This window comes from Thalassovita sp., from assembly GCF_965218685.1.
Classification (GTDB): Bacteria; Pseudomonadota; Alphaproteobacteria; order Rhodobacterales; family Rhodobacteraceae; genus Thalassobius.
Genome location: NZ_OZ244657.1, coordinates 840352 through 866136 on the forward strand (window position 1 = coordinate 840352; position 25785 = coordinate 866136).

Annotated in this window: 27 protein-coding genes; 9 read left to right on the forward strand and 18 right to left on the reverse strand. The window is 59.6% G+C overall.

Going from position 1 to position 25785, the window contains the following annotated elements; translation table 11 throughout:
* Positions 1–12 precede the first annotated feature (12 nt).
* On the reverse strand, positions 13–2700 hold the full coding sequence (gene secA, locus ACOQOQ_RS04410; protein WP_420568923.1) for a preprotein translocase subunit SecA: 2688 nt from the start codon (positions 2698–2700) through the stop codon (positions 13–15).
* Positions 2701–2877: 177 nt separating this feature from the next.
* On the opposite strand from secA, the gene ACOQOQ_RS04415 reads away from it, so the two are divergent.
* The 3 genes from ACOQOQ_RS04415 to mutT are packed head-to-tail and all read left to right on the forward strand — an operon-like array spanning position 2878 to position 5365.
* Positions 2878–3726: a peptidylprolyl isomerase gene (locus tag ACOQOQ_RS04415; protein ID WP_420568924.1), complete on the forward strand. Its 849-nt coding sequence runs from the start codon at positions 2878–2880 to the stop codon at positions 3724–3726.
* A gap of 3 nt (positions 3727–3729) precedes the next feature.
* Entirely contained in the window at positions 3730–4956 is a 1227-nt protein-coding gene (gene argJ, locus ACOQOQ_RS04420) for a bifunctional glutamate N-acetyltransferase/amino-acid acetyltransferase ArgJ (protein WP_420568925.1), read from the forward strand.
* 10 nt (positions 4957–4966) lie between these two features.
* Positions 4967–5365: an 8-oxo-dGTP diphosphatase MutT gene (mutT, locus tag ACOQOQ_RS04425; protein WP_420568926.1), complete on the forward strand. Its 399-nt coding sequence runs from the start codon at positions 4967–4969 to the stop codon at positions 5363–5365.
* A 392-nt stretch (positions 5366–5757) separates the two neighbouring features.
* Here the strand turns inward: mutT and infB are convergent, their stop codons facing one another.
* The 5 genes from infB to pip form a co-directional block, all read right to left on the reverse strand.
* A complete protein-coding gene (infB, locus tag ACOQOQ_RS04430) occupies positions 5758–8265 on the reverse strand; it encodes a translation initiation factor IF-2 (protein WP_420568927.1) in 2508 nt (835 codons plus the stop codon).
* Positions 8262–8894, reverse strand: a complete 633-nt coding sequence (locus ACOQOQ_RS04435) for an RNA-binding protein (RefSeq protein ID WP_420568928.1) — start codon at positions 8892–8894, stop codon at positions 8262–8264. The genes infB and ACOQOQ_RS04435 overlap by 4 nt, the downstream gene beginning before the upstream one ends.
* Positions 8895–8918: 24 nt before the next feature.
* Complete coding sequence (gene nusA / locus ACOQOQ_RS04440) at positions 8919–10541, reverse strand: transcription termination factor NusA (protein WP_420568929.1); 1623 nt, start codon at positions 10539–10541, stop codon at positions 8919–8921.
* A gap of 5 nt (positions 10542–10546) precedes the next feature.
* Positions 10547–11134 (reverse strand): ribosome maturation factor RimP, encoded by a 588-nt coding sequence (gene rimP / locus ACOQOQ_RS04445; RefSeq protein ID WP_420568930.1) that lies wholly within the window; start codon positions 11132–11134, stop codon positions 10547–10549.
* A 143-nt stretch (positions 11135–11277) separates the two neighbouring features.
* Complete coding sequence (gene pip / locus ACOQOQ_RS04450) at positions 11278–12261, reverse strand: prolyl aminopeptidase (RefSeq protein ID WP_420568931.1); 984 nt, start codon at positions 12259–12261, stop codon at positions 11278–11280.
* A 49-nt stretch (positions 12262–12310) separates the two neighbouring features.
* On the opposite strand from pip, the gene ubiG reads away from it, so the two are divergent.
* Positions 12311–13060, forward strand: a complete 750-nt coding sequence (gene ubiG / locus ACOQOQ_RS04455; RefSeq protein WP_420568932.1) for a bifunctional 2-polyprenyl-6-hydroxyphenol methylase/3-demethylubiquinol 3-O-methyltransferase UbiG — start codon at positions 12311–12313, stop codon at positions 13058–13060.
* Positions 13057–13359, forward strand: coding sequence for a YciI family protein (locus ACOQOQ_RS04460; RefSeq protein ID WP_420568933.1), 303 nt, complete (start codon positions 13057–13059; stop codon positions 13357–13359). Before ubiG ends, ACOQOQ_RS04460 begins: the two co-directional genes overlap by 4 nt.
* A gap of 3 nt (positions 13360–13362) precedes the next feature.
* On the opposite strand, the gene ACOQOQ_RS04465 is transcribed toward ACOQOQ_RS04460, so the two are convergent.
* The 4 genes from ACOQOQ_RS04465 to ACOQOQ_RS04480 are packed head-to-tail and all read right to left on the reverse strand — an operon-like array spanning position 13363 to position 15628.
* Positions 13363–13803: a MarR family winged helix-turn-helix transcriptional regulator gene (locus ACOQOQ_RS04465; protein WP_420568934.1), complete on the reverse strand. Its 441-nt coding sequence runs from the start codon at positions 13801–13803 to the stop codon at positions 13363–13365.
* On the reverse strand, positions 13800–14633 hold the full coding sequence (locus tag ACOQOQ_RS04470) for a carbon-nitrogen hydrolase family protein (protein WP_420568935.1): 834 nt from the start codon (positions 14631–14633) through the stop codon (positions 13800–13802). The genes ACOQOQ_RS04465 and ACOQOQ_RS04470 overlap by 4 nt, the downstream gene beginning before the upstream one ends.
* Positions 14633–14887: a glutaredoxin 3 gene (gene grxC / locus ACOQOQ_RS04475; protein WP_420568936.1), complete on the reverse strand. Its 255-nt coding sequence runs from the start codon at positions 14885–14887 to the stop codon at positions 14633–14635. The genes ACOQOQ_RS04470 and grxC overlap by 1 nt, the downstream gene beginning before the upstream one ends.
* A gap of 39 nt (positions 14888–14926) precedes the next feature.
* On the reverse strand, positions 14927–15628 hold the full coding sequence (locus ACOQOQ_RS04480) for a double zinc ribbon domain-containing protein (protein WP_420568937.1): 702 nt from the start codon (positions 15626–15628) through the stop codon (positions 14927–14929).
* Positions 15629–15670: 42 nt separating this feature from the next.
* Here ACOQOQ_RS04480 and ACOQOQ_RS04485 point away from each other — a divergent pair, with 42 nt between their 5' ends.
* Both ACOQOQ_RS04485 and hemH read left to right on the forward strand, forming a co-directional pair.
* Positions 15671–16492, forward strand: a complete 822-nt coding sequence (locus tag ACOQOQ_RS04485) for a methyltransferase domain-containing protein (RefSeq protein WP_420568938.1) — start codon at positions 15671–15673, stop codon at positions 16490–16492.
* Positions 16493–16552: 60 nt separating this feature from the next.
* Positions 16553–17605 (forward strand): ferrochelatase, encoded by a 1053-nt coding sequence (gene hemH / locus ACOQOQ_RS04490; protein ID WP_420568939.1) that lies wholly within the window; start codon positions 16553–16555, stop codon positions 17603–17605.
* Positions 17606–17676: 71 nt separating this feature from the next.
* On the opposite strand, the gene ACOQOQ_RS04495 is transcribed toward hemH, so the two are convergent.
* Both ACOQOQ_RS04495 and ACOQOQ_RS04500 read right to left on the reverse strand, forming a co-directional pair.
* The gene (locus ACOQOQ_RS04495; protein ID WP_420568940.1) at positions 17677–17859 is read right to left on the reverse strand and encodes a hypothetical protein; all 183 of its coding nucleotides are present in this window, start codon (positions 17857–17859) and stop codon (positions 17677–17679) included.
* A gap of 139 nt (positions 17860–17998) precedes the next feature.
* Entirely contained in the window at positions 17999–18601 is a 603-nt protein-coding gene (locus ACOQOQ_RS04500; RefSeq protein ID WP_420568941.1) for a L,D-transpeptidase, read from the reverse strand.
* Positions 18602–18790: 189 nt separating this feature from the next.
* Between ACOQOQ_RS04500 and ACOQOQ_RS04505 the strand changes: the two genes are divergently transcribed.
* Positions 18791–19300, forward strand: a complete 510-nt coding sequence (locus ACOQOQ_RS04505) for a CAP domain-containing protein (protein WP_420568942.1) — start codon at positions 18791–18793, stop codon at positions 19298–19300.
* 6 nt (positions 19301–19306) lie between these two features.
* Here ACOQOQ_RS04505 and ACOQOQ_RS04510 read toward each other — a convergent pair whose 3' ends face one another.
* Genes ACOQOQ_RS04510 through ACOQOQ_RS04530 form a run of 5 tightly spaced genes read right to left on the reverse strand, consistent with a single transcriptional unit; the run spans position 19307 to position 23875 of the window.
* The gene (locus ACOQOQ_RS04510) at positions 19307–19819 is read right to left on the reverse strand and encodes a L,D-transpeptidase family protein (RefSeq protein WP_420568943.1); all 513 of its coding nucleotides are present in this window, start codon (positions 19817–19819) and stop codon (positions 19307–19309) included.
* A gap of 56 nt (positions 19820–19875) precedes the next feature.
* Positions 19876–21099: a class I SAM-dependent RNA methyltransferase gene (locus ACOQOQ_RS04515; protein ID WP_420568944.1), complete on the reverse strand. Its 1224-nt coding sequence runs from the start codon at positions 21097–21099 to the stop codon at positions 19876–19878.
* A 45-nt stretch (positions 21100–21144) separates the two neighbouring features.
* Positions 21145–22296, reverse strand: coding sequence for a CCA tRNA nucleotidyltransferase (locus tag ACOQOQ_RS04520; RefSeq protein WP_420568945.1), 1152 nt, complete (start codon positions 22294–22296; stop codon positions 21145–21147).
* A complete protein-coding gene (locus ACOQOQ_RS04525; protein ID WP_420568946.1) occupies positions 22297–22890 on the reverse strand; it encodes a CoA pyrophosphatase in 594 nt (197 codons plus the stop codon).
* Positions 22883–23875: an Hsp33 family molecular chaperone HslO gene (locus tag ACOQOQ_RS04530; RefSeq protein WP_420568947.1), complete on the reverse strand. Its 993-nt coding sequence runs from the start codon at positions 23873–23875 to the stop codon at positions 22883–22885. Before ACOQOQ_RS04530 ends, ACOQOQ_RS04525 begins: the two co-directional genes overlap by 8 nt.
* Before the next feature lie 84 nt (positions 23876–23959).
* Between ACOQOQ_RS04530 and ACOQOQ_RS04535 the strand changes: the two genes are divergently transcribed.
* The gene (locus tag ACOQOQ_RS04535) at positions 23960–24406 is read left to right on the forward strand and encodes an NUDIX hydrolase (protein WP_420568948.1); all 447 of its coding nucleotides are present in this window, start codon (positions 23960–23962) and stop codon (positions 24404–24406) included.
* On the opposite strand, the gene ACOQOQ_RS04540 is transcribed toward ACOQOQ_RS04535, so the two are convergent.
* Positions 24386–25663, reverse strand: a complete 1278-nt coding sequence (locus ACOQOQ_RS04540; protein WP_420568949.1) for a PP2C family protein-serine/threonine phosphatase — start codon at positions 25661–25663, stop codon at positions 24386–24388. The two genes, ACOQOQ_RS04535 and ACOQOQ_RS04540, sit on opposite strands and share 21 nt — an antisense overlap.
* Positions 25664–25785 lie beyond the last annotated feature (122 nt).

Genomic DNA, 25785 nt, shown 5'->3' on the forward strand with positions numbered 1-25785 from the left:
GCCCGGATGTGATCAGGCCATGCGGCCGTGGCAATGCTTGAACTTCTTGCCCGAACCGCAGGGGCAGGCCTCGTTCCGGCCGGGATTGCCCCAGGTCGAGGGATCGTTTTCGTCAAACCCTTCCTTGGCTTCACCGGTGGGCTCTTCGGGCTGTGCGGGGGCTTGCAGGGCCTGCTGCTGAGCCGCCATTTGCGCCATCATCGCCTGCTGCTCTTCGTCGGTCAGCGGACGGATCTGACCCAGTTTCTGGCTGACGTCTTCGCGCAGGCTGTCCAACATGGACTCGAACAACTGGAACGCCTCATTCTTGTATTCGTTCAGCGGATCACGTTGTGCATAACCGCGGAAACCCACGACCGAGCGCAAATGTTCCAGCGTCAGCAGGTGTTCGCGCCACTTGGTGTCGATCGTCTGCAGCAGCAGCTGCTTTTCGATCATGCGCATGTTCTCGGCGCCGAATTTTTCGGACTTTTCAGCCATCTGTTCGTCGGCTGTTTCCGCCAGGCGTTCGATAATCTCTTCGGGGTCAACACCCTCCTCGGCGGCCCAGTCGATCACCTTGCTGTCCAGATTCAGCTTTTCCAGTACAGCGGCGTACAGACCTTCGGTATCCCACTGATCCGCATAGGTTTTCGGAGGCATATACTGGTCAACCAGTTCGCCGATCACCTCGTGACGCATGTCGCCAATGATTTCGGACAAATCGGCGCTTTGCATAATCTCCATACGCTGTTTGAAGATCACCTTGCGCTGTTCGTTCATCACGTCGTCAAACTTCAGCAACTGCTTACGGATGTCGAAGTTGCGTCCCTCGACCTTTCCCTGCGCGCGCTCCAGCGATTTGTTGACCCAGGGGTGCACGATGGCCTCGCCTTCTTTCATGCCCAAGGTGGACAGCACACGATCCAGCTTTTCCGAACCGAAGATGCGCATCAGGTCGTCTTCCAGCGACAGGAAGAAGGACGAGCGGCCCGGATCCCCCTGACGGCCCGAACGGCCGCGCAGCTGGTTGTCGATGCGGCGGGATTCGTGACGCTCGGTCGCCAGAACGAACAGGCCGCCGGCGGCTTTCACCGCCTCTTCGTCGGCCTTGTGTTGCTCTTCGATCTGAGCGCGGATTTCATCAGGGTGGGCGTCGGGATTGGCTGCGATCGCCTCCATCACCTTGAATTCAACGTTGCCGCCCAACTTGATGTCCGTCCCGCGGCCGGCCATGTTGGTGGCGATGGTGACGGCGCCCAGCTTACCGGCGTCGGCCACAATCTCGGCCTCTTTTTCGTGCTGACGGGCGTTCAGAACATTGTGGGGCACACCCGCTTGGGTCAGCAGCTGGCTGAGGAATTCCGACTTCTCGATCGAGGTGGTGCCGACCAAGGTCGGCTGACCCTTTTCATGAGCTTCCTTGATGGTCTCGACAATAGCTTCGAACTTCTCTTTGGCGGTGCGATAGACGGCATCATCATCGTCCACACGGGCGATGGGACGGTTGGTGGGCACTTCGACCACGCCCAGACCATAGATTTCCATGAATTCATCGGCTTCGGTGGCGGCGGTGCCGGTCATGCCAGCCAGTTTGTCGTAAAGCCGGAAATAGTTCTGGAAGGTCACCTGCGCCAAAGTCACGTTTTCGGGCTGGATCGGGCAGCCTTCCTTGGCCTCGATGGCCTGGTGCAGACCGTCCGAAAGACGGCGGCCGGTCATCATACGGCCTGTGAATTCGTCGATCAGAACGACTTGGCCATCCCGAACGATATAATCCTTGTCCTTGGTGAACAGTTTATGCGCGCGCAGGCCCTGGTTGACGTGGTGCACGATGGTGGTGGATTCCGGATCGTACAGGGTCTGACCTTCGGGCAGCAGGTCCATTTCATGCAGGCGCTGTTCCAGGAACTCGTTACCCTCGTCCGTGTAGGTCACGTTGCGGGTCTTCTCGTCCAGCTCATAGTGAGCCTCGGTCAGTTCGGGGATCAGCTTGTCCAGGGCGACATACAGGTCCGAGCGGTCCTGCGCCGGCCCCGAGATGATCAGCGGCGTCCGGGCCTCATCGATCAGGATACTGTCAACTTCGTCCACGATGGCAAAGTTGTGGTACTTCTGATTGATGTCCGACAGCTCGGATTTCATGTTGTCGCGCAGATAGTCAAAACCCAGCTCGTTGTTGGTCGAGTAGGTGACATCGCTGGCGTAGGCTTGTTTCTTTTCGTCCTCGGGTTGCTGCGGATAAACGACACCGGTAGTCATACCCAAAGCGGCGTAGACTTTGCTCATCCACTCGGCGTCACGCTTGGCCAGGTAATCGTTCACGGTGACGATATGCACGCCCTTGCCGGACAGCGCGTTCAGATATGCCGGGAAGGTCGCCACAAGGGTCTTACCTTCACCCGTCTTCATTTCCGAGATATTGCCCTGGTGCAGGAAGATGCCGCCCATCAGCTGCGTGTCAAAGGCGCGCAGACCCAGGGCCCGCTTGGCGCCTTCGCGGCAGTTGGCAAAGGCTTCGGGCAGCAGCGCGTCCAGGCTTTCGCCATCGGCCAGACGTTTCTTGAATTCTTCGGTCTTTTCGATCAGCCCCTGATCGGAAAGCTGTTCAAACTCGGGCTCCAGTGCGTTGATCTTCTCAACCAACGGGCGGACAGCCTTGATTTTACGGTCATTAGGAGTGCCGAAAACCTTTTTGGCAATAGTTCCGAAGCCCAGCATATTTTTTCCGATCCGGTCAGTGACAATATCGTGCGCGGCATCTGCTTGCCCGCCGAAACCACACCGCCTACAACGTGATGGAAATCAAACGTTCCAAATGCCTCAAGGCGATGTAAGGGGCGGCTGGTGCAGTGTCAACGTCAGCGCCCCAAGCGCAGCAAACAAAGGACGAAACTCATGTCAAATCGGGTCACTTTTCTGTCGGGTGCAGTGCTTTCGCTGTTCATGGCCCTGCCTGCCGTAGCGGAAGACAAACCTGGTGCAGATACGGTGATCGCCTCGGTCAATGGCACCGAGATCACCCTGGGCCACATGATCCTTGTGCAGCAGAACCTGCCGCAGCAGTACCAGACCCTGCCCAGCGACGTGCTGTTTAACGGCATTCTGGACCAGATCATTCAGCAGACCGTTCTGGCGCAATCCGCACCCGAAGGTGACTCGCGACTGGTGCGCCTGTCCATAGACAACGAGCGCCGCGCGCTGAAGGCTGGCGAAGTGCTGCAGGTCGCCGTCGAAAGTGCGATCAATGACGTGGCCGTGCAAGAACTGTTCGACGCCAAATACGCCGACGGCACCGGTGGCCGCGAATTCAACGCCTCGCATATTCTGGTGGAAACCGAAGAAAAGGCGCTTGAGCTGATCGCATTGCTGGAAGGTGGCGCCGATTTTGCCGAACTGGCCAAAGAGCATTCGACCGGCCCGTCGGGCCCCAATGGCGGGCAACTGGGCTGGTTCGGCGAAGGAATGATGGTACCTCCGTTTGAGAAGGCCGTGCTGGAAATGGCTGTGGGCGCGATCTCGGTTCCGGTGAAAACGCAGTTCGGCTGGCACGTGATCAAGCTGAATGATGCCCGCACCAAGGCCGCCCCGACGCTGGATGAGGTTCGCGCCGAGATCGAGGGCGAGCTGGAAAACGCCGCCATCGACGCCCGCATCAAAGAACTGACAGACGCCGCCAAGATCGTGAAAGACGGCACCGATATCGACCCCGCGCTGGTCAAGCGCGCGGATCTTCTGACGGAGTAAACCATGGGAAAAGACCTGCCCGTTTCGCCGCTGGCCCCCGCCAGTTTTCCTGATCTTCCTCGGATCGAAGGGGTGGAGTTCAGCTCTGCCATGGCTGGGGTGAAATACAAAGATCGCGCCGATGTCATGCTGGCCCGCCTTGCGCCGGGTTCGGCCATCGCGGGGACATTCACGCGGTCTGCGACACGTTCGGCCGCTGTTCTGGATTGTCAGGAAAAGATTGGGCAACCCGCCCAGGGCGCCGCTGCGATCATCGTGAACTCGGGGAACGCCAACGCCTTTACCGGCAAGAACGGTGTCGAGGCGACCCATGCCGTAACCTCGGCCGTGGCCCATGCGCTGGAAATCGAGGAGAACAGGGTGTTTTCCTCGTCCACGGGCGTGATCGGCGAAGCCCTGCCCCACGACCGCATCACCGCCAAGCTGGCCGAGATGCGCAACACTCTTTCGGCCGATGCCATTAAGGACGCTGCAGCCGCGATCATGACCACCGACACCTTCCCCAAGGGTGCCGGTGCCGAGATCGAGATTGACGGCCGACCCGTGAAAATTGCCGGGATCGCCAAAGGATCCGGTATGGTCGCGCCCGATATGGCGACAATGCTTGTCTATATCTTCACCGACGCGGCGGCCGATCAGGCCAAACTGCAATCGCTGCTAAGCGAGCTGACCGACGTGACCTTCAACTGCATCACCGTGGACAGCGATACGTCCACCTCGGACACGCTGCTGTTGGGGGCCACCGGGGCCTCGGGGGTGAACGTTGACGGCAACGCAGCATTCCGCGAGGCGTTGCACGGGGTCATGCTGGACCTGGCGCATCAAGTGGTTCGCGATGGTGAAGGCGCCTCGAAATTCCTTGAGGTCGAGGTGACAGGCGCGGCCAATGACGCCGACGCGCGCACCCATGCCTTGTCGATCGCGAACTCTCCTCTGATCAAGACCGCCGTCGCGGGGGAGGACCCCAACTGGGGCCGCGTGGTAATGGCCATCGGCAAGTCCGGTGCTGCCGCGGACCGTGACCTGCTGAGCATCCGGTTCGGTGACATTCTGGTGGCCGAAAACGGTTGGGTTGCAGACAGTTACAACGAAGACGCCGGTGCCGCCTATATGAAGCAGGACGAGCTGAAGATCAGTGTCGATCTGGGTCTGGGCAAAGGTGTGGCCACTGTCTGGACCTGCGATCTGACGCACGGGTATATCTCGATCAACGCCGACTATCGGTCGTGAAGGCGCCGCGATGAAAGTTGTTCTGGTCTCAGCCGTCGCCTTGATCGACGTGGACGGGCGGGTGCTGCTGGCGCAGCGCCCCGAGGGCAAATCCATGGCAGGCCTGTGGGAATTCCCCGGCGGCAAAGTCGAACCTGGCGAAACCCCCGAACACGCGCTTGTCCGCGAGCTGGAGGAAGAGCTGGGTATCAACACCTGGTCCAGCTGCCTTTCGCCGCTTAGCTTTGCTTCGCACAACTACGAGGATTTCCACCTGCTGATGCCGCTATTCGCCTGCCGCAAGTGGGAGGGAATCCCCGCACCCAAGGAAGGTCAAACGCTGAAATGGGTGCATGCGCGCGACATGGCCAGCTATCCAATGCCGCCCGCCGATATTCCGCTGATTCCGATTTTACGGGATCTACTTTAGAGGCAGTTGCACAAGAAATGGCCGACTGGTTTTAAATCGCAAAAAATCGTTCGGACAAATCCAAATTAGACTAATCCATTAGTATATAATTCGTCTAAAATGGCATTTTTTTGTATGTTTTGTTAACAATCCGTGACTATATTAAGCGTACGTCAATATCGTTTTGGGGAGGATTTGACTTGCTGAGAACTATCGTGATTGGAAGCTGCGTTTCCGTTCAAGGTACGTTCGTCCGTGGTCTTCCTGACGGGAAGATCCTTGTGCGCGTCGGTGACAGAGAATTCGCCGGCAAGCCAGTTCCAAGCCGGGCAGCGTAACCTATCAAGCATACAAAACGAAAAAAGGGGATGGTTTCCACCATCCCCTTTTTCTTTGTCTTGTAGATCCGCGGATCAGTCGAGGTTACGCTCGACCTCTTCGCGTTCAAATATCTCGATCACGTCGGCCGGGCGGATATCGTCGTAGTTCTCGAATGCCATACCGCATTCCTGACCCGACTGGACCTCTTTGACCTCGTCCTTGAAGCGCTTCAGCGTCTTCAGCGTGCCCTCGTGGATCACCACGTTGTCGCGCAGAAGGCGAACACCCGCAGAACGACGCGCCACACCTTCGGTGACGATACAACCGGCAACCTTGCCAACACCCGACACCTTGAAGACTTCTTTGATCTCGGCGTAACCGATGAAGTTTTCGCGGATTTCGGCGCTCAGCAGGCCACTTGCGGCGGCTTTCACGTCGTCCACCAGGTCATAGATCACCGAGTAATAGCGGATCTCCACACCCTTCTGGTTAGCCGAGCTCCGCGCCGAGGCGTTCGCACGGACGTTAAAGCCCATGATCGGTGCGCCAGACGCTTCGGCCAGGCCGACATCGGTGTCGGTGATTGCACCCACACCATAGTGCAGCACGCGTACGCGAACCTCGTCGTTGCCGATTTTTTCCATCGCCTGAACGATGGCCTCGGCCGAGCCCTGCACGTCAGCTTTGACCAGGATCGGCAGCTCGGCGACGTTCTGATCGTCCTTGGCCTTCTGCATCAGCTGTTCCAGGGTCGTCGCGGCACCGGCGGCAGCGCGTTTTTCCTTGGCAACACCTTCACGGTATTCAGCAATCTCACGCGCTTGCGCTTCGGTTTCGACCACGTTCAGCACGTCGCCCGCTTCGGGGGTGCCGTTCAGGCCCAGAACCTCGACGGGCACGGACGGACCGGCCTCTTTCACGCGATCGCCCTTGTCGTCGACCAGCGCGCGGACTTTACCCCACTGCTCGCCCACAACGAAGATATCGCCCTGACGCAGCGTGCCTTTCTGAACCAGAACAGTGGCAACGGGGCCGCGGCCCACGTCCAGCTGAGCCTCGATCACGGCACCTTCGGCGGCGCGGTCGGGGTTGGCTTTCAGTTCCAGAATCTCGGCCTGCAGCGCGATGGCTTCCAGCAGTTCGTCCAGGCCCTGACCGGTCTTGGCGGACACTTCGACGTCCTGAACCTCACCCGACATGGCCTCGACCACCACTTCGTGTTGCAGCAGTTCGGTGCGGACCTTCATCGGGTCAGCTTCGGGGCGGTCACATTTGTTGATCGCAACGATCATCGGAACGCCAGCGGCCTTCGAGTGGTTAATCGCTTCGATGGTCTGCGGCATGACCGAATCATCCGCCGCAACAACCAGAACCACGATATCCGTCACCTGAGCCCCGCGCGAACGCATCGAGGTAAAGGCCGCGTGGCCGGGCGTATCCAGGAAGCTCAGCACAGCGCCAGAATCGGTTGTAACCTGATAGGCGCCGATATGCTGGGTGATGCCGCCAGCCTCGCCGGCGGTCACATTCGCCTTGCGAATCGCATCCAGCAGCGAGGTTTTGCCGTGATCAACGTGACCCATGATGGTGATCACGGGCGGGCGTGGCTTCAGGCTTCCTTCGTCGTCATCGATCGAGTCGATCACGTCTTCAACATCCGCATCCGAAACACGCACGATCTTGTGGCCAAACTCTTCTACGATCAATTCCGCGGTATCCACGTCGATCGATTGGTTCTGAGTGACCATCATGCCCATTTTCATGAGCTCTTTGACCACGTCAGCCACACGTTCGGCCATGCGGTTTGCCAGTTCCGAAACCACGATGGTTTCAGGGACCTGCACGTCGCGCACGATCTTCTCACGCTCTTGCTGACCCATGGCTTTCTGGCGCAGACGCTCCTGCTTCCGCTTCATCGCGGCCATGGATTTCTGACGGCCACCTTCGCCACCAGTCAGCGCCTGGTTCAGCGTCAACTTGCCCGAGCGGCGACCATCGTCACGCGCCTTACGGCCACGCTGATCTTCACGCTCTTTACGGGCACGGTCGGGCTGCGTGGGTGCGCTTTCCTTGGGCTTGCGGGCTGCGGGCTTCATGTCGTCGCCAGCTGCTGCCGGAGCGCTGGCCGCTGCTGCTGCCTGGGCCGCAGCGCGCTTGGCCGCTTCTTCGGCTTCGCGTTTCTTGCGGGCTTCTTCTTCGGCCTTGGCCTTCAGAGCCTCTTCACGTTCGCGCTCTTCGCGTTCCTTGGCCTCGGCCTCGGCGCGGCGGCGTTCGCGAGCTTCTTCGCGGGCCTTTTCCTCGGCTGCACGTTTGGCGGTCTCTTCGACCTCGCGGGCCTTAGCGGCCTGCAATGCCTTCAGGCGGCGTTCCATTTCCGCATCGGAAATGCCAGCCGGGCGCTTCGAGGGATCACCCAGCGAACGCCCACTACCACCGCCAGACGATTTGGCAGCGCCGGGTTTGGGGACCACAACGCGTTTGCGCTTGGTCTCCACCACGACGTTTTTGGTGCGGCCATGGCTGAAGCTTTGCTTCACGTTGCCCGCACGGGGGCCTCCACCACGGACACCCAAAGTCTTTTTACCGTCGTTCTCGCTCATGTGGCTCTTTTTCCTTTCCGGCGGTCGGATCCGCCGTCCGAAGCTCGCAAACCTTTAAGTCTTGCGGCTTCATCTACAACACGTCGCGTCAAACCTCCAGCGCCTAGCGCAACGTGAATTACAGTTTGTCGGCCAAAGGCCTGTCCCAACTCGTCTGCGGTCAGCCATCCAATGAACGACCCATAGTGCGGGGTGCTCAACTTGGATTTGCCGCGACCCGAGCCATCGCTGGCCTGAATCAGGACCTGGGCCTCTTCTTTGATCAGCCAATCTTTGACCTTTTCGAACCCGGCTACGGCGCGCCCACCCTTTCGGGCGAGGCTGATCAGGTCGATGACCCGACGGGTCAGCAGATCTTCGGTCTGCTGAATCAGATCATCCGATGCTTGCACCGGCTGTTTGGCCGAACGCGAGAACAACTTCTTCGCGACGGCCGTTTCCAGCGCCTTGCGGTCAGCCGAAACCCAGATCCCGCGACCGGGCAGTTTCTCGGCCAGATCGGGTACGACCTGACCTTCGGGACCCACGACAAAGCGGATCAGCCCATGTTTGGGCTGAACCTCGCCGGTGGCGATGCATTTGCGTTCGGAATCATCGTCCCGATTCTTGGTTTTTCCACCACGCGTCATGCGTTTGGGTCCCTAACTACAGGTTCAGGCTTCGTCGCCTTCGGCGTCGACAGCGTCTTCTTCCAGATCTTCTTCGTCAGCTTCCAGCTCGGTCGGATCAACCCAGCCCAGCGCGATGCGGGCGGTCATGATCAGGCTTTGCGCTTCTTCCAGCGAAACGTCATAGGGTTCCAGCAGGCCGTCATCCTTGACGCGCTCGCCCTCGACAGTTGTCCAGCCGCCCGCCAGCTCCCAGTCGGCGCAGGTGGCGAAGTCTTCCAGCGTTTTCACGCCATCTTCGGCCAAGGCTGCAATCATCTGGGGCGTCAGGCCGTCAAAGTCAACCAGGCTGTCCTCGACACCCAGTTCACGGGCGCGTTCCAGCGCAGCCTTGGCTTCGGCTTCCAGCACGTCGCGGGCACGGGCCTGCAGCTCGCCTGCGGTGCCTTCGTCCACGCCGTCGATGGTCAGCAGCTCGTCAATCTCGACATATGCGACTTCTTCAAGGTTGGTGAACCCTTCGGAAACCAGCAGCTGAGCAAAGAATTCATCCACGTCCAGCGCGTTCATGAACAGCTTGGTGCGCTCTTCGAACTCTTTCTGACGTTTGATGCTGTCCTCGGATTCGGTCATGATGTCGATGTCCAGCGCGGTCAGCTGGCTGGCCAGACGCACGTTCTGACCGCGACGACCGATGGCCAGCGACAGCTGCTCGTCAGGAACCACAACTTCGATCCGCTCGGCGTCTTCGTCCAGAACAACCTTGGAAACCTCGGCCGGTTGCAGCGCGTTCACCAAGAAGGTCGGGGTATCCTCGTTCCACGGGATGATGTCGATTTTCTCGCCCTGCAGCTCGTTCACGACGGCCTGAACGCGGCTGCCGCGCATACCAACACAGGCACCCACCGGGTCGATCGAGCCGTCATAGCTGATCACAGCAATCTTCGCGCGCGAACCGGGGTCACGGGCCACGGCCTTGATCTCGATGATACCGTCATAGATTTCAGGTACTTCCATTTTGAACAGCTCGGCCATGAATTCCGGCGCGGTCCGGCTAAGGAAGATCTGCGGGCCACGGGTTTCGCGACGCACGTCCTTGATATAGCAGCGGATGCGGTCGTTCGGGCGGTATGCCTCGCGGCCGATCTTTTCGTTGCGGCGCAGGATCGCTTCGCCACGGCCCACGTCCACGATGACGTTGCCGTATTCTTCGCGTTTCACGGTGCCGTTGATGATGGTGCCAACGCGATCTTCGAATTCGGCGAACTGGCGATCACGCTCGGCTTCGCGGACTTTCTGCAAAATCACCTGTTTCGCGGACTGAGCAGCAATCCGGCCCAGTTCAACCGGGGGGATTTCCTCGACATAGGTGTCGCCAATGGCGGGCTCGGACATGTACTGCTTGGCCTGCTCGACGGTCAGCTCGGCCTGGTAGTTTTCCAGCTCTTCGTCCTCGACCACGGTGCGGACGCGGGTAAAGGTGGCTTTACCGGTCTTGCGGTCGATGGACACGCGGATGTCCATTTCGCTGCCGTAGCGCGACTTAGCGGCACGGGCCAGCGACTCTTCCATCGCTTCGACGACCAGACCGGGGTCGATCATCTTTTCGCGGGCGACTGCCTCGGCGGTTTGCAGCAGTTCCAACTGGTTTGCAGAAGTGATTGCCATGGGTTTCAGTCCTCCTGGGAACCGGAATCGGTTTCGATATCGTCAAAATTGTCTTCGTTCAGAGTGCCCGCCGCCTTGCGCTGACGCAGCATTTCCTTGATCAGGTCGTCTGTCAGGACCAGCTTAGCCTCGGACAGCCAGTCGAATTTCAGGCCCACGGTGACGGTTTCGCCGTGTTCCTCGATGTTGATCAGAACCTCGTCATCCTCGGTTCCGGCCAGCTCGCCCTTAAAGCGTTTACGGCCCGCGACCATGTCGGCGGTTTCCAGCTTGGCCTCGTAGCCCTCGTAGGTTTCAAAGTCTTTCATCCGGGTCAGCGGACGATCGATGCCGGGGCTGGACACTTCCAGCACGTATTGATCCACCAGGGGATCCTCGACATCCAGAACGGCGGAAATGGCGGTGCTGATATCGGCACACTGGTCCACTTCGATACCGCCTTCGGGGCGTTCGGCCATGACCTGCAGCGTGTTGGTCTTGCCGCCCATCAGGCGCACGCGCACAAGTTCGAACCCCATGTCTTCGATCACGGGGCCGACAATTTCGGCCAGACGGCGGTCAATCGCGGCTTTGGCTATCAGGTCGTTGCTCATGGTTCATCCAAGCACAAAAAAACGGGCCAGCGGCCCGTCGAAATTTCCGATGGAGCGTCAGGGCCAGACCCCAGCGCACCGCTGTTGAGATGCATATAGGCGCATTGTAACGAGTCTGCAAGCAAAAGCTGGATCAGCAGGTTTTAAGTCAGCCCACTGTCCTCGGCAATGCGATCCATGGTGCGAACCAGCTCGGCGCTTATGCCCGCCTCGCTTAGCGCATGGCCCGCAAGTTTGACCATCTTCAGCTCGGCATTGGGCCAGGCGCGCGCCAGTTTCCAGGCGTTTTCCGGCGGGCAGATCATGTCATAGCGGCCCTGTACGATCACCCCGGGAATATGAGCGATGCGGCTGATCCGGTCCAGGATCTGGCCGTCATAATCCAGAAACGCGCCGTGCGTGAAATAGTGATTCTCTAGCCGTGCAAAGGCCCGCGCGTATTCCCCCGGCGCCTCGCCGCCATGCCCAGACGAATGGATCGAGGCCAAGGCGTTTTCCCACTGCGCCCAGGCGCGGGCAAACTTGATTTCGGTCGGCAGGTGGCCACCGAAAAGCCGCTTGTTGTAGGCGGCGATCATGTCATCCTGCTCGTCCTCGGGGATCAGGTCGGCAAAGCGCGCCCATGTTTCCGGCCAGAACTTGCCGGCGCCACCGCCATAGAACCAGTCCAGCTCGGACTGCGTGGCCAGGAACACCCCGCGCAGCACCAGCGCCAGCACCGGCTCGGGATGCGCCTGCGCATAGATCAGCGCCAGGGTCGCGCCCCAGCTGCCGCCAAACACGATCCATTGCGAGATTTCCAGCGTCTCGCGGATCAGCTCTATATCCCGCACCAGATGCCATGTGGTATTCTCGGACACCGAGGCATGCGGCTGCGAACGCCCGCACCCACGCTGATCAAAAAGGATGATCCGGTACACTTTCGGGTCAAAATAGCGCCGCATCGCCGGGCTGCACCCGCCGCCCGGACCACCGTGGAACACGACAACGGGGATGCCATCGGGCTTGCCCGATTGCTCAAGATAAACCTTGTGCCCGTCGCCAACATCCAGCATCCGCTGATCAAAAGGATCAATCGGCGGGTATAGATATTGAACTGCGCTTTTTTGGCCCGAGAATTTGTCCATAATCATCCTATATAGGGATCTAAGACCAAAAGAGCATATGGAGAGCAGAATGCAAACCGCTCAGACCACCGTTGACCCGTCGGAAGTGGCGAAATTCGAGGCAATGGCCGCCGAATGGTGGGACCCCAAAGGCAAGTTCAAGCCGCTGCACCTGATGAATCCGTGCCGTTTGGATTACATCACTCGCCAGATCGCGGGTGAATTCGGGCGGGACCTGACGCAAGCCCTGCCCTTCAAAGGTCTGCGCCTGCTGGATATCGGCTGTGGTGGCGGATTGCTAAGCGAGCCGATGGCCCGTCTGGGTGCCACCGTTGTTGGTGCAGATGCCGCGGCTGGCAATATCCCTGTGGCGCAGGTCCATGCCGAACAGTCGGGACTGGACATTGATTATCGCAACATCACCGCCGAAGAGCTTGCCGCCAATGGCGAACAGTTCGACGTGGTCCTGAACATGGAAGTGGTCGAACATGTCGCCGACCCGCTGGCCTATCTGACTGCCTGCCACGACCTGCTGAAGCCCGGCGGGTTGATGCTGTGCTCGACCATCAACCGGAACGCCAAGTCCTTTGCCGTGGCCATCGTCGGTGCGGAATACGTGATGCGCTGGCTGCCCAAGGGCACCCATGAATGGAACAAGTTCATCACCCCGGACGAGCTGTATGGCCTGATCAGCAACGCGGGTCTGGAACCCGTGGATCGCAAGGGGTTCGTGTTCAATCCGGTCTCGTGGCAGTGGTCGATCTCTGATCGCGACCTGTCCGTGAACTATGTCACCGCCAGCACAAAGGCCCCCTCATGAGCGCTATTCCCGAAGGTCACAACCTGTTCATTGTCGATCTTGAATACACCGTGCCGATGGAGCAGATTCAGCCCGTGTTAGAGCCGCATCTGGACTTTGTGCGCGCCGCCTATAGCTCGGGCATCTTTTTGGCTTCGGGCGCCAAGGTGCCCCGCACCGGAGGCGTGATCGTGATGCATGCGAAAACCCTGCAGGATGCGCAGGACTATCTTGCCGCCGACCCCTTCGTCAGCGCCAATGTGGCTACCTATAGCTATACCGAGTTTCTGCCCAGCAATCTGCACAAAGCGCTGAAATAGAGTCTATTGCTCTTCAAGCCGCAAGCGCAGCTCGCGTAGAATCGGCAGGGCCGCGCGGACCTTGGCATCACCCAGATCGCTGACCAGCTCGTTTATCATGGGCGATATCGCCGCCAATGCAGCATCGCGAGCCTGGCGCCCGGCTGGGCTGATTGCCACCATCTTACGGCGCGCGTCATCCCAATCGGGACGGATGTGGATGTAGCCAGCCCACTCCAGCTTCGACAGCGTATTGGTCATCGCGCCGCGCGTGACGTGAAAGCTTTTGGCCAGCTGCGCCGGGCTGCGTTCGTCCGACATGCCCGCCAAATGGTTCAGTACCGAGAAATGCGAGATTTCCATGCCCTTGGGCAACACCTTGCTCAGCCGGTTCCGCACCAATTGGTCGGCCGTCAAAAGCTCGCTGAACAGTGTGATCGCTAGGGCGTTGCTGGTGTCGTTCATTTTGGTCTGTCAAACTCTCGGTCATGTGTCAGCGCAGGAACACGTGAGCGTGCTTGTGACACGTCTGACACGTCAATATCAACGAAAGTTACGCCAGGTTCCGTCCCAGCGTCCGCCAAAACCTCGCCCCAGGGTGCGATCACCATGCTGTGCCCATATGTTTTGCGGGTCTTGCCACGGTGGTTTTCGTGCACGCCTGTCTGAGCAGGGGCAACAACGAAACAGCCCGTTTCGATGGCGCGTGCCCGCAGCAGGACCTCCCAATGAGCGGCTCCGGTGACGGGGGAAAACGCGGCAGGAACCGTCAGGATATCCGCCCCAGCTTGCGCCAACGCACGATACAGATAGGCAAAACGCACGTCATAACAAATGCTCTGCCCCACGGTGCCAAAGGGCGTTCTGACAACGCTGGCTTTGGTTCCGGGACGAAAGCCGTCTGACTCGCGATAGGTTTCCTCGGGCGAAACCTCGACATCAAACATGTGGATCTTGTCATACTGCCCGGCGATCTGACCGTCGGGGTCAATCATGAAGGATCGGTTCGCGAATCGCCCAGCAGCATCCCCCGTCTGCAGCGCAAGCGAGCCGATCAGAACCCACAAGCCCAGCGCCTTGGCGTCCTCTTGCAGCGCGGCCAGGGTCAGATCATCCTCTTGCATCTGCAACACCTGCTGCTGCCAAGACCGGCTTGCCGACAGGCAATTGGTCACCTCTGGCGTCAACGCAAATTCCGCACCGCCCTGCGCGGCCTGCGCCAGGTAATCGCGCGTAACGGCCAGGTTGGCGACCGGATCATCGCTGACGTTCAGTTGCAGCAGTGCAAGGCGCATCAGGCAAGCAAAGCGTCCAGTTTCCCGGCGCCTTCCAGTTCATACAGCTCGTCACACCCGCCCACGTGAGTCTCGCCAACAAATATCTGAGGCACCGTCCGTCCGCCATTCGCGCGCTGGATCATCTCGGGTTTTCGCTCGGGGGTGGCCCAAACGTCGATCTCGGTGAATTCCACGCCTTTTTTGGTAAGCAGCCGCTTGGCCGCGTGGCAGTACCCACACATGGGCGAGGTATAAATCTCGACAGATTTCATTCGGACAGTTCCTTCACAGACAAGAGCTTTGTCCGAAATTTAGGGCTTCATGGCAACGCGTGCCAGTACCAGCGCTGAAACATCGCAGGCGCCCGCGACCAAACAGGCCTGTGTTGCGGCTGAAAAAGTGGCACCCGTTGTCATCACATCATCAACCAGCACAACGGATTTCCCCGCGATCAGCGCCCTGCGCGAAGGCGGGATAATCATCGAGCCCTCGATCTGCGTGAACCGTTCTTCGCGCGACATCCCCTCGGTCGAACTGGTCTTACGCGTGCGGTGCAACAGGTCGGGGCAGTACGTCAGCCCGCTGATCCGCGACACCGAGCGCGCCAGCAGCGCCGCCTGGTTGAACCGACGCTTGACCATCCGGGTCCAATGCAAGGGGATCGGGGCCAGGATCGCGTCCTGCCGCAGCAAATCACGGCCAGCATTGACCATCCATTGCCCTGCACCCCGGGCAATCTCGTGACGGTCACCATGTTTCAGGGCCAGGATCATCTTGCGGGCATTTCCCTCGTACAGAAAGGCCGCGCGCCCGCGCGCCCATGGCGGCGACAAACTCAGGCAGTCGTCACAAAACTCCGGGTCATCAGAATCGCCCATCAAGGGCGTGCCGCACCCCTCGCAGGTCAGGCCTGTAATGAACGGCGTGTCGCGCCAGCACGGCCCGCACAGACCGAACTCGCTTTCAACCAAATCCCCGCAACACAGGCAGCGTGGCGGATAGACCAAGCGCAAGGTTGTTTGAAACTTCTCCTTTACCCCATTATCAGACCTTTCATGACCGACGCGCCCAAACTCACCGACCGAGCTGCCCTGACCCGCAACCGCGCCCGCGCGCTGCGTGACCCGGCGATGTTCCTGCAAGAAACTGCCGTCGAGGAGTTTCAGGATCGACTCAGCTTGGTTAACAAATCCTTTCAATCGCCCGCCATCGTGACCGGTTTTCCCGATTTCTGGGCCGCCGCTTTTCCAGGGGCCAAGATCGTCGCGGACGAAGATGTGCTGGATCTGGACCCATCCGCTCATGATCTGGTGATCCACGCGATGTCCTTGCACTGGGCGAATGATCCTGTGGGCCAGATGATCCAGTGCCGCCGCGCGCTGAAGCCGGACGGGCTGTTTCTGGCCGGACTGTTTGGTGGCCAGACCCTGCAAGAGCTGCGCATCAGCCTGGCCGAAGCGGAATCGCGTGTCGCTGGCGGCCTGTCCCCGCGCGTCGCCCCCATGGCCGAGATCCGCGATCTGGGCGGTCTGCTGCAGCGCGCTGGGCTGGCGTTGCCGGTGGCGGACAGTATTCCGCTGACCGTCAGCTACCAAAGCATGGTCCACCTGATGCGAGATCTGCGGGCGATGGGCGAAGGTAATGCTCTGGACACCCGGTTGCGCTACCCGACCCGGCGCGAAGTGCTGACCCAGGCTTCTGACATCTATGCTCGGACCTATGGCGACGATCAGGGTCGCGTGACCGCCACGTTCGAACTGATCTTCTTGCTGGGCTGGGCACCTGACGACAGTCAGCCGCAGCCCCTGCGCCCTGGATCAGCTACCGCGCGTCTGGCTGACGTCTTGGGCACGCAAGAAACCAAATTGTCCGATTGACCTGAGCCCCCTTGCGCTTATCTCCTGTGAAAGCTTGCAAGCCATGGAATTTACCTGCCTATGACCGATACCGCCCGCTGCCCCGCTCATGCTCCGGCTGACCACCCGAAGATCCCCGCTGACAAGGTGGGCGTCCTGTTCGCAAACCTCGGCACGCCGGATGACACGGACTATTGGTCGATGCGGCGCTATCTGAACGAGTTCCTGTCGGACAAGCGGGTGATCGATTACCCGTCGTGGAAATGGCAGCCCCTGCTGCAGCTGATTATCCTGACGAAGCGACCTTTTTCCAGCGGGGCAGCCTATCGGTCCATCTGGAACACCGAAAAGGACGAATCCCCCCTGATGACCATCACCAAGGATCAGACCGCCGCGCTGGATACCGCGCTAAGTGATCTTTACGGCGACAATGTCATGGTGGATTTCTGTATGCGCTACGGCAATCCGTCAACCGAATCCAAAGTGCGCAAGATGGTCGCTGCCGGTTGCACCAAGATCCTGTTCGTGCCGCTTTATCCGCAATACGCGGGCGCGACCTCGGGCACGGCGAATGACCAGTTTTTCCGCGCGCTGATGAAGGAAAAATGGCAGCCCGCCGCCCGCACGATCCAGCCCTACTTTGACAGCCCCGCCTATATCGACGCGCTGGCCCAGTCGGTTGAGCGCGCTTATGGCCAGCTGGACAAACGCCCGGACATCCTGGTCGTGTCCTATCACGGCATGCCCAAGCGATACCTGCTGGAAGGCGACCCCTACCACTGCCAGTGCCAGAAAACCACGCGCCTGCTGACCGAGCGTTTGGGCTGGCCCAACACCGATATCACCACCACGTTCCAATCCGTATTCGGGCCCGAGGAATGGCTGAAGCCCTACACCGTGGACCACGTTGCGGACCTGGCGCGCGAGGGGAAAAAGAACATCGCGGTGATCGCGCCCGCGTTCTCGGCTGACTGCATCGAGACGCTGGAAGAGATTAATGAAGAAATCCGCGAAAGCTTTGAGCACGCAGGCGGCGAGGTGTTTACCTATATTCCTTGCCTGAACGACGACCCGGCCCATATCGCGGCCTTGGTTGACCTGGTGAAACAGAACCTCAACGGCTGGCTGAGCTAACTGATGCGGCAACCACGAAAAAAGCGGTGGAAGCTCCACCGCCTTTTCTATTTTCGACCTGACTAAATGACTTAGTCAGCGATAGCCGCTGCGATAACGGCCAGGATGATCAGCGGAACCAGAACGCCGCCTGTGGACGAGCTGGAAGCTTCTTCAACGATGACCGGAGCTTCGATGACGGGCTCTGCCATGTTACCAGCAAAAGCGGTCGAGGCAGCGGCGGTCAGAGCAGCAGCGAGTACGAGTTTTTTCATGTTTTCCTCCAGACATAAGCCCACCGCGCATAAGTCACAGCGAGCACCCAAGACTTTCTCGTAGTCCTGAATAACCAATAAAACCAAGCAAATGCAATTAAAACTTAGGCTTAGTGCCGTAGCGGCAATTTTGGTAAGATCAGATCAGCAACACCTGAGTGCCCACTTTGGCAAGTGAGAACAGCTCGGAAATGTGTTCGTTATACAGGCCAATACACCCATTGGATGAGCGGCGCCCGATCTTCCGGGTGTCGTGGGTGCCGTGAATTCGATAGTAGGTCCAGCTAAGATAAAGCGCGTGCGTGCCCAGCGGGTTATCCGGCCCCGGACCCACATAATCAGGCCATTCCGGGTTACGCTTCTTCATCGAAGGCGTCGGTCGCCAGCTGGGTCCTTCGACCTTGCGCGTGACTTTGGTACGGCCGCGGCGAGTCAGGTCATCAGTCAGCGGTACGCTGGACGGATACAACTTGTAGGTCTCACCATCGGCTGACCAGTAATGCAGCGCGCGCGAGTCGATATCCACCAGGATCGCGCCATTGCGAAGGTTGTCGAAATATGGCTGCCACTCCAACGAACGGAAGCTCGAGATGTTGCGGCGCACGGCTTGGCTGATGTCACGCTCGACCTCAACGGTTTCGGTGCGCTGAAAGGCCTCGGCGGCTGATTCATCAGTGCTTTGCGCCAAAGCGGGCGTCCCAATCAGGGCCGCGCTACCGGCCAGGAACTGTCTGCGTTTCATAATTCTCTCTCCTGCGGGGCATCCAGACGGGCGGACACAACCCAGACTCTTCAGATTTCCGGCACATTATGGCACCAAAGCCTCAGTCGCAAATCAAACAGGCGTCATCACGCTTGCTCACGGCTAAGTGGGTTTGAAAGGCAACGCCCTTCACGCTAGACCGGACGAACAAGAATTTGGAAGGTTAACATGCTGCGTATTTCGATAATGCTTTTCGTCTCAATTGTCGGATTAGCGGCTTGTACGCCCGCCGAACCTACGCTGGGCCCGGACGGCAAGCCCCTGCCGCGACTTTACCGGATCAGCGACCGGCAAGCCCCCCAAATTCAGTTCCGTATGCTTGATTCCATCAACGCGTTGCGCGGTGCCGCCGGTTCAGGCGTACTTGAGATGGATGCCCAGCTGAACGCCGCCGCCGCCACTCATTCACGCGACATGTCCATTCAGAACCGGCCATGGCACTTTGGCTCGGACGGGTCCTCGCCGATGGAACGTGTGGTGCGTGTGGGCTATCCCGGGCAATTCCTTGGCGAGAATATCTCGGAGACTTACGAGACCGAGCTGGAAACCCTGAGCGCCTGGATGGAGCAAGAGGACACCCGCCGCGTCATCCTGAATCCAGCCGCCACAAAGATGGGATTTAGCTGGTTCCAGGAACAAAATGGCAAGATCTGGTGGACCCTGGTGACGGGCAACTAAGCCCGCTTACCGATAGATCGAGATCGGCGTGCCGTTCTTTACCATGGCATAGACCTGTTCCATCTGCCTGTTGTTCACAGCGATGCAACCGGCGGTCCAGTCCTGCTTGGCGATCTGATGTTTTCTGGGTTCACCGTGGATGAAAATCTCGCCGCCGGGGCTTTTGCCGCGCGCCGCGGCACGGGCACGATCACGTGCGTTCGGATATGAGATGCCGATTGAAAGGTAGAACTCACTGTTCGGATTGCGGCGGTCGATGGTGTATTCGCCTTCGGGGGTTCTGCCGTCACCTTCGACCTGTTTGTGCCCAACCGGATCGAATCCAAGGCCAACGTCATAGGTTTTCAACACCTTGTCGTGATGCAACAAATGCATCTGGCGCTGCTCTTTATAAACCACGACCCGTGTCACCTCGGGGCCGTTGTAAGACCGGGGATATTTCGCGGAACAGCCTGCCAGAACGGTCAGACATACCGCCACCATCATAAACTTGATCGCCTGCATCGCATTACTGCCCATTTTTTTTGCGATAAATTAACCGATCTAAACCGCTCTGAACAGACCCTGCGTAAAACTCATCCAGAAGTGCGGCTGAATTTCCCCACCAATTCCACGTGACTGGACCAGCGGAACTGATCCACGACCTGCACCCAGTCCAGCGAATACCCCGCCTCGATCAGCAGTTTGGCGTCCCGTGCAAAGGTCACCGGATTGCACGAAACAAAGGCGATGACCGGGAGGCCAGAACGGGACAGCTCGACCGTCTGGGCCTCGGCCCCGGCCCGAGGCGGGTCGATGATGGCGGCCCCGAACTTGGACAGCTCGTCCGGCAACAGCGGGCGCCGGTACAAATCACGCGCAACCGAGGTGACACGTTTCAACCGATCAGCATTGCGCCACGCACGGTCCAGCGCCTCGATCATATCGGTCGAGCCTTCGACGGCGTGCACCTCGGCGTGGCGCGCGGCAGGCAATGCGAAGGTTCCAGAACCCGCGAACAGATCGACCACCGAATCGCTGCCCTGAATGATTTCGGTCACAGCATCGCGCAGGGATTGTTCACCATCCTTGGTGGCCTGCAGAAAGGCTCCGGCGGGTGGCACCACCTTCACCCCGCCGAAATCCTGGATCGGAGGTTGCCGTGTCGCGACCACCTCGTCCTCCCAGGCCAGGCGAGCCAGATTGTGTTTTTCGGTCATGCCAGCCAATTCGATCCGCAATGTGCCGTCCAGCGGCTTGCCGCCGGTCACGGCCAGATCCAGACCCGATTCCGACACCGTCGCCAGCACCGACAGCTCGCCTTTGCGGCTGCTGCCGACGATGGCCAGATCCTCGGCCACGGCAAAGGCGGCCATAAGGGTCGGATCCAGAAGCTGACAGCCCGGTATCGGAATGATCGTCCCCGAGGCACGCGCATGAAACCCTGCGGTTGCACCCTTTTTCGTTCGCCGGGCCGAGATGCTGGCGCGGCGGCGCGTCTGCGGTGCCGAGGTCTTGATCGGGCGAAACGCGGTTTCGATCCCCTGCGCGGACAGTGCCTGTTTCACAACACCGGTCTTCCAGTCAGCCACGAAATCATCATGGGCGTGCTGCAACTGGCACCCACCGCAGGACTTGAAATGCCGACACGGCGCCGAGACCCGCTGATCCGAGGGTTCGATGATACGAATATCCGTCAGTTTCTGGCCATTCAGCTGGCCGCTGACCACCTCTCCGGGCAGGGTCAGAGGCGCGAAAACGGGGCCGTCAGCAATGCCATCACCCTGATGGCCCAAGCGGTTGATTGTGTATTGGGTCATAGGTCCTGATAGCGCGCAGATGGCCGCGCTGAAACCCCATTTCGCTTAGCGCTGCGCCAGCAATTCTTCTCGGGTTAGGCGAAAGCCCGAAGCGATCCAGGCGGCCTCAAGCTCTTTCAGGCGTTTGCCCAGCGCGGGCCCTGATAGATCGGGCATCAAATCCCGCCCGGTCAGGGGGAATTGCGCGGCCTCGGCATGTTGCCACAGCTCGGGCTGCATGGGCACCGGCGTTTCGAACATCGCGCTGCGTAGCAGGGCCAGATCTTGCGCTATGTTTGCACCATGGCGATAGGCGACCTCGGGCAAGGCTCGCATGTCCGCGATCCCGTCTCGCAAAATAGACAGGGTTCTGGCCTTGGCGTTGGACAATCGCAGCGCAACTTCAGGCTCTGTTCCGCCCAATAACGCCAATCTGCGGACGGCAGACGGCGCCGCGCCCTCTTGCTTTTCAAGATGCACCAGAACCGCAAGGCTTTCGGTCTCGGCGCCGGGCAAAAGCCGCGTCAGCACCCCGGTGGCCTGCATCGCCGCAACCGAAGGTGCGGGGTCTGGCGCGCCTAGAAGCTTCATCAATTCCGAGCCAACACGCTCGGCTGACAACCCCGCCAAACCTTCGGTATTTTCGGCCACAGCGGCCAGGCTTTCGCGGTCCAACCCCTCAGCCGGGTCGCCGTACCAGGCATGAAAGCGAAAGAACCGCAGGATGCGCAGGTAATCCTCGCGGATGCGTTGCTCTGGGTCTTCGATGAAGCGCACGTGGCGACGGTTCAGATCCTCGATCCCGCCCAATGGGTCAACAACGGTGCCATCCGCGCGGGCATAGAGCGCGTTCATGGTGAAATCACGACGCAAGGCATCCTGATGAATGTCATCGGCAAAGGCCACAACTGCCCGGCGGCCATCGGTTTCAACGTCGCGGCGAAAGGTCGTTATCTCGTGCGGGATGTGGTTCGCAACAACGGTGATGGTGCCGTGATCGATCCCTGTGGGAATGGCGTGCAGGCCAGCTTTTTCCGCCAACTCGATCACCCGTTTTGGCTGCGCATCAGTGCAAATGTCGATATCGGCAACCTTGGACCCGATCAGTGCGTTGCGCACACAGCCACCGACGAAATAGGCTTGGTGACCCCCATCTTCCAGCATCGCAAAGACCTTTTGCGTCGCGGGGTGGGATATCCAGTCACCGGTAATCTGCATCTACTCTATCCGCTCGGCCAGGCCGCGCAGGATACGCGCGGTGGCCCCCCAGATGTAATAGGGGCCCCAAGGTACAGTAAAGTAGTGTCGTCTGGCTCCGCGCCAGCGCCGTCCCTGAACCGAAAACCGCGCCACCGTGGTGACGTGGGACAGCGGCACAAGGAACACCTCGTCCACCTCTCCGGGTTCGGGGATGGCCTCAAAGGTACCTGTGACGCGCGCCAGCACGGGGGTCACGGCGAAACCTGTCACTGTTTCGTGTGCGGGCAAGGTTCCCAGAACCTCGACCTGATGGGGGTTCAGGCCGACCTCTTCGTCGGCCTCGCGCAGGGCAGCAGCGATCACGTCGGCGTCGCCCTCGTCCTGTTTGCCGCCAGGAAAGGCGATCTGGCCGGGGTGATGTTTCAGGTGAGAGGCCCGCTTGGTCAGGATCACATGCGGTTCATCCTTGTGCATGATCATGGCCACCAACACCCCGGCCGCACGCAATTTACGACCCTCGGGCAACTTGACCTCGGGATTCAGATCGAAATCCGAGGACGCGCCGCCCGACGCCTGAAGCGCTGCCAGGATATGAGCCAGTGGATCAGCCATCCTGCGCTGCCGTTCCGTCGATACCCAGTGTTTTGGGATCCATATCGTAATGCGCTCCGCAGAACTGACAGTCGGCAGTCAGGCGGCCTTCGGGGGTGGTCATCTTTTCGATGTCCTTCTGTGAATAGATGGACATCGTTTGACGCACGCGATCCTCGGAACAGGTGCAGCCGAACCGCACAGGCTGAGCATCAAACACGCGGGGTTGTTCCTCGTGGAACAGCCGGACCAACAGGTCAGTGGGCGTGATGCTAGGGCCGATCAGCTCCAGCGCCTCGACCGAACTGAGCAGGATATTCACGCGGTTCCAATTGTCCGCCTCGTCCCCGTCCACCAGATCGCGGGCATGCAGCAGACCCGCGTCGCCACTGGCCCCTTGCCCTTTCGCAAAGGGCGAGGCCTTGGGCATGTGCTGCAACATCACGCCGCCTGCGCGCCAGTATTCGCCGGTGCCGGGCTCGATCGATTTACCGAAAGTCAGCTCGAACCGGGTGGGAAGCTGCTCGGACTGGGCGAAATACGCCTCGGCGCAGGCCGACAGCGACCCGCCCGCCAAAGGGGTCAGCCCCTGATAGGGCGCCATCCCCTGCCCCTGATCGATCATGACCGCGAAATAGCCCTTACCCACCTGGTCAAAGGGCGCCCCGTCGGTCAGGCGTTCGGGATCATAGCTGGCATAGGCGCGGATGCGAGCAGGCTCGCCTTCGTCGGTTGGGCCGAAATAATCGGTCGCGATCATCCGCACCGGCCCGTCCGACTGCACTTGCAACGACAGTTTCCAGCGCAGCTTGATCGTCTGGCCGATCAGCGCGGTCAGCAGAGTCATTTCGGCCACCAGGGCTTCGACCGCGGGCGGATAGTCGTGCTGTTTAAGCACACCATTCAAAACGCCGTCCAAACGGGCAACGCGACCGCGAATGTCCGAATTATCCAGTTGGAACGGCAATACGGTGTCGTCCCAGGCAAGCTTATTTCCGATAGTCATGGGGTTTCCTTACAGGCTTGGCCTTGGCATACCGCGTCAATATAGGGGCCGCAAGACAAAGGCCAAGAGCAAGAGGTTCAGAGCATGATCAGACGTTTCGGTCTTTCCCCCAAACAGGGGCAGAAATACACTCGGCGGCCCGGCGCCTATGTTTTGCTGCCTGACGGGGGCGATCTGCTGCTGACTCACCAGTCAGAGCCCTGGCCGGAATTCCAATTGCCCGGGGGCGGCATCGATCCCGGCGAGTCGCCCATCAGAGCGCTTTATCGCGAAGTGTTGGAAGAGACCGGGTGGACAATCGCTGCCCCGCGCCGCGTCGGGGCGTTTCGCCGGTTTACCTACATGCCCGAATACGAAATCTGGGCCGAGAAGATCTGCACCATCTACGTCGCCCAACCCGTACGCCAGATCGCCGATCCGACCGAGGATGGACACACGGCGCATTGGATGCCGCTTTCGGATGCTACGGATTTGCTGGGCAACTCGGGTGACCGACACTTTGCCGGGCAGCTACTGCAGAGGCTGATCTGAGCCGCCAAATTCCAACAGAACCGCCGAGATATCATCCGGGAAATCATCCGTTCCGGCGAAATCGGCCAAACGCCAGATCAACGCTTCCATCAAGGCGGGGCCACGCACCTGATCAAGGTTCTGCAGAATTTCGATCAGCCCGCTTTCGTCCAGAAGTGAATCATCTTGCGCCGGGCATTCCGTCACTCCGTCCGACTGAATGAAAAGCCGATCCCCCGGCCGAAGGGTAAAACTGACCTCTTCAAACCCTGCGCCATCCAGAAGTCCCACCGGCATCCCGCCAGAACCAACGATGGTACAGCTTCCATCGGCATGCTGAACCACGGGATGCGGATGCCCGGCCTGTACCATCTTGGTATCACCGCTTTGCATGTCGAAATCGACCAGCAGCATGGTGAAATAGTGCTCTGTCTCCATTTCTTCGAGAACCATGGTGTTCAGCCGTTCCACCACCTCGGAGGGAGGTAGCGGTGCATAGCTTCCATCCTCTTGTTTTTCCAAGGCAATATTCTGCTCTGGCGCAGCCGAGGACAAGTATCCAGCCAAACGTGCCGTCATCAAAGCCGAGCTGATTCCATGCCCGGAAACGTCAATTGCGAACAGCCCGATCCGGTGATCCGAAATTGGGTACATCCCGACAAGGTCGCCGCCGACATGGCCACTGGGGCGCAACAACAGGCTGACCTGCGCCGCTCCGAAACCCTTGAAACGGTCTCGAACAAGGGATTGTTGCAGTTTCTTCGCTTCGATCAGATCGCTGTCCAGGGCATCATAAAGCGATTGAAGCTTTGCCAGCGTTTTTCCGATAAGGCTGTTTTTCTCGGTCAGCTCCCGCTCCATGCGCAGGATACGTTCGCCGGCATTGATGCGCGCGCGCAGCTCGGACGCATTCACCGGCTTTGTCAGGAAATCATCGGCCCCGCAGTCCAGCCCGCGTGCCACCGCCTCTTTCTCGGTTTTCGAGGTCAGCAGAATAAAATAACCATAGCTGTCACGCGGCAACCGCCGGAACGTCTGACAGAATTCCAACCCATCCATTCCGGGCATCATCCAGTCACTGAGCACCAAGTCAGGCGGAGTGGTCTGGCAGATTTCAAGCGCCTGTTCCGCGCTTTCAGCCTCGAACACATTGTACCCCCACCGCGCCAACGAGGCGACAAGGATCCGCCGCTGCAAACGGCTGTCGTCCACCACCAGCACGTCACGAATGACCGTTCCTATGCTCTGGGCGCTAATATTTTCCTTCAGGTCCCTCACCCTGATCTCCGGTCCAGTATTCATCCAATATTTCGCTGATACCGCACCCGGTCTTAACGACTGGTGAAGCGCTCCGATTTACCAATCCGCGAGACCTAAGAACTTATTAAGATTTTGGGCGC

Excerpts from the sequence above, each read along its gene's own strand:
- ACOQOQ_RS04485 (WP_420568938.1), top strand. The coding sequence starts at position 15,671 with ATGACCGACGCGCCCAAACTCACCGACCGAGCTGCCCTGACCCGCAAC.
- ACOQOQ_RS04495 (WP_420568940.1), bottom strand. The coding sequence starts at position 17,859 with ATGAAAAAACTCGTACTCGCTGCTGCTCTGACCGCCGCTGCCTCGACC.
- mutT (WP_420568926.1), top strand. The coding sequence starts at position 4,967 with ATGAAAGTTGTTCTGGTCTCAGCCGTCGCCTTGATCGACGTGGACGGG.
- hemH (WP_420568939.1), top strand. The coding sequence starts at position 16,553 with ATGACCGATACCGCCCGCTGCCCCGCTCATGCTCCGGCTGACCACCCG.
- argJ (WP_420568925.1), top strand. The coding sequence starts at position 3,730 with ATGGGAAAAGACCTGCCCGTTTCGCCGCTGGCCCCCGCCAGTTTTCCT.
- infB (WP_420568927.1), bottom strand. The coding sequence starts at position 8,265 with ATGAGCGAGAACGACGGTAAAAAGACTTTGGGTGTCCGTGGTGGAGGC.
- secA (WP_420568923.1), bottom strand. The coding sequence starts at position 2,700 with ATGCTGGGCTTCGGAACTATTGCCAAAAAGGTTTTCGGCACTCCTAAT.
- ACOQOQ_RS04510 (WP_420568943.1), bottom strand. The coding sequence starts at position 19,819 with ATGGGCAGTAATGCGATGCAGGCGATCAAGTTTATGATGGTGGCGGTA.
- ACOQOQ_RS04515 (WP_420568944.1), bottom strand. The coding sequence starts at position 21,099 with ATGACCCAATACACAATCAACCGCTTGGGCCATCAGGGTGATGGCATT.
- ACOQOQ_RS04460 (WP_420568933.1), top strand. The coding sequence starts at position 13,057 with ATGAGCGCTATTCCCGAAGGTCACAACCTGTTCATTGTCGATCTTGAA.
- pip (WP_420568931.1), bottom strand. The coding sequence starts at position 12,261 with ATGGACAAATTCTCGGGCCAAAAAAGCGCAGTTCAATATCTATACCCG.
- ACOQOQ_RS04530 (WP_420568947.1), bottom strand. The coding sequence starts at position 23,875 with ATGACTATCGGAAATAAGCTTGCCTGGGACGACACCGTATTGCCGTTC.
- ACOQOQ_RS04535 (WP_420568948.1), top strand. The coding sequence starts at position 23,960 with ATGATCAGACGTTTCGGTCTTTCCCCCAAACAGGGGCAGAAATACACT.
- ACOQOQ_RS04435 (WP_420568928.1), bottom strand. The coding sequence starts at position 8,894 with ATGACGCGTGGTGGAAAAACCAAGAATCGGGACGATGATTCCGAACGC.
- nusA (WP_420568929.1), bottom strand. The coding sequence starts at position 10,541 with ATGGCAATCACTTCTGCAAACCAGTTGGAACTGCTGCAAACCGCCGAG.
- grxC (WP_420568936.1), bottom strand. The coding sequence starts at position 14,887 with ATGAAATCTGTCGAGATTTATACCTCGCCCATGTGTGGGTACTGCCAC.
- rimP (WP_420568930.1), bottom strand. The coding sequence starts at position 11,134 with ATGAGCAACGACCTGATAGCCAAAGCCGCGATTGACCGCCGTCTGGCC.
- ACOQOQ_RS04470 (WP_420568935.1), bottom strand. The coding sequence starts at position 14,633 with ATGCGCCTTGCACTGCTGCAACTGAACGTCAGCGATGATCCGGTCGCC.
- ACOQOQ_RS04415 (WP_420568924.1), top strand. The coding sequence starts at position 2,878 with ATGTCAAATCGGGTCACTTTTCTGTCGGGTGCAGTGCTTTCGCTGTTC.
- ACOQOQ_RS04505 (WP_420568942.1), top strand. The coding sequence starts at position 18,791 with ATGCTGCGTATTTCGATAATGCTTTTCGTCTCAATTGTCGGATTAGCG.
- ubiG (WP_420568932.1), top strand. The coding sequence starts at position 12,311 with ATGCAAACCGCTCAGACCACCGTTGACCCGTCGGAAGTGGCGAAATTC.
- ACOQOQ_RS04500 (WP_420568941.1), bottom strand. The coding sequence starts at position 18,601 with ATGAAACGCAGACAGTTCCTGGCCGGTAGCGCGGCCCTGATTGGGACG.
- ACOQOQ_RS04520 (WP_420568945.1), bottom strand. The coding sequence starts at position 22,296 with ATGCAGATTACCGGTGACTGGATATCCCACCCCGCGACGCAAAAGGTC.
- ACOQOQ_RS04465 (WP_420568934.1), bottom strand. The coding sequence starts at position 13,803 with ATGAACGACACCAGCAACGCCCTAGCGATCACACTGTTCAGCGAGCTT.
- ACOQOQ_RS04525 (WP_420568946.1), bottom strand. The coding sequence starts at position 22,890 with ATGGCTGATCCACTGGCTCATATCCTGGCAGCGCTTCAGGCGTCGGGC.